Source organism: Peptostreptococcus canis, assembly GCF_014229965.1.
Lineage (GTDB): Bacteria > Bacillota > Clostridia > Peptostreptococcales > Peptostreptococcaceae > Peptostreptococcus > Peptostreptococcus canis.
In genome coordinates this window covers 3,002-5,095 of the sequence record NZ_JABGBW010000017.1, presented here as the reverse complement: position 1 = coordinate 5,095, position 2,094 = coordinate 3,002, and the positions used below count along the sequence as shown (strand labels likewise).

Here is a 2,094-nt window from a genome sequence, read left to right as displayed (position 1 = left end):
CTTGTAAGTCAACTTTTCACCAGGACTAACTACCTTACCGTTAATACTTTGTTTTAAGTCTCCAGGAGTGAATACATCTTTCTTAGGTGGCACTGATGTAATTAATCTTGTTTCTACAGAATTGGCAAATATAGGTACACCATCAAAGTACATTCTAGCAGTTGAATTAATTACTTTGTCATCGCCTTTTACTAACGCATTTTTATTTGTCACCGTGTTATAGGTGATTTCATAAGTTTTTCCAGCTTTATCTCTGCCAAATAGAGATTTATTAATAATATCTATTTCTATAGTAGGTGGTACACCTAAAGCCTCAATTTTCAATAGTTTATAATCTGTATTCTCTTTCAAAACTTTGCCATCAAGTTTGACTTCGGCATTTTTAAAGTCAACCTTCTTGTCAAACTGATCTGTAAATTTCAACGTTTTTATATCATCAATAATATCAATTCCGGGTCTTGGAACAGTATAAGTAACCGTATACTTAATCGGCTCACCAATTATTTTAGGTGCACTTACTCTATCAACTATTTTTTTAGCTGTTTTTTCAGGATTATGATAGTAAGGAACTTCTGCAAAGAATTTGAACAGACTTCCACTAGTCGCCGAAGAATTGTATGCAAATGTAATACTGTTGTTTCTAGATCTCATTGCAAAACCACTTTTATTAAACTCATCAGTCCCAGAAGTTCCCCCTTCACCTATATATGCCTGTGGTTCCCACCAATGCCAGTTGCCTGGATAATCATGTTGTCTAAGATCTGCATTAATATTATACACAATTTTGTCAATACTATTATGCACATCTTTTACACCAACTCCTTCGTAAAATGATGTCATATTACCATTATCAATCGGATTGCCTGGCTTTACATCTATATCTGTAGGTTGCATAGTTAGTTTCAAGTCACATGGTGTACCATCAGCATATTCTAAAGTAGCGGTAACTTCGGATCTCGTATTAAATGCCTGCTCAGTATTAGAATTGAAGTTTGGATGCTCTGGGTAAACATAATCCATCAACTGAATACCACTATCACCCCAATTCTGGTCAACAGTTAAAAATGGAACCCCTGAATTGTCCCAATTAAAATTATGTTGCTGCCCACAATACTGTGTAGGATTCAGCTCAAGGCGCGTAACTTTTACTCTTACATTTACCTTTTTGCCATTAATTTCTCCCGCGTCACGAAATAAAAGTTCCAAAACGTTATCAAAACTTTGCTGTACTGCATATTTATTATATTTATGCATAAAGACAGTGCTACGTTTCCATGTACCATTCGGAACTACATGTTCTTGCAATGCACTTATTCCTTGATGTATAACCTGCATATTTTCCTGTCTGCATTTAAATTCATATAGATCCAATTTAGACATATCAAAATCTGTTACCGAAATATCAGGCACTCTAATATTTCCTTCTGCAAAAGACTGCATACTTGGCAATAATGTACTACTGATTAGCATTATTATAGACATTATAATCGTAAACAGTTTTTTGAGTTTCAATTTCATAAATACTCCTCCTAACATTATTCAAAATTTAATTTTTTTCATAAAATTTTCTCATTTTTTCTGGCTAAAAAACAACAAATTCTTCATCATTGTAATGTCTTAAAATTATTTTTCCATCTTCTTTTCCTCCTTCTTTTATTTTTATATACTTCAAAATTTTTGTTTTTTTCTATTAAACATATATTTTTTCACTATCAAAACATTCCTTAATATAAACTTTATTTTCCATTATGCTTTGAAAATACGGTTAAGTTATCCATTTTTATTTTCCCCTTTGAGCCATCGTATAATAAATTAAATTTCAGGCTTTTCAAATAAAATGTATCCTTCTCAAATTCTAAGGTCAATTCTTTATCTAGTTCACTAAAATCTATATTACTCAGCTTTAACCTATATTGATTTTCGAGTAATAACTCTAACCCTTTGCTATCCCCTTTTAATTTCAATAAATATGACGAATCAGTTTCTTCCAATGCCAAATCTTTTTCAATTGTACTTAAAAACTCAATAAGTTGGTGAAAATCAGGGTTCATAGTATATTTTGCACCATATCTTGTAATATGATTATTAATTATA

At 31.6% G+C, this 2,094-nt stretch carries 2 protein-coding genes; both read right to left on the bottom strand.

Annotated elements, in window-relative coordinates; all coding sequences use genetic code 11:
- Positions 1-1,518 (bottom strand): Sgo0707 family adhesin (locus HLB29_RS09390; protein WP_185624892.1); only part of this gene is annotated, 1,518 nt, incomplete at its 3' end.
- Positions 1,519-1,736: 218 nt separating this feature from the next.
- Positions 1,737-2,094 (bottom strand): DUF6612 family protein (locus tag HLB29_RS09385; protein ID WP_207719561.1); only part of this gene is annotated, 358 nt, incomplete at its 5' end.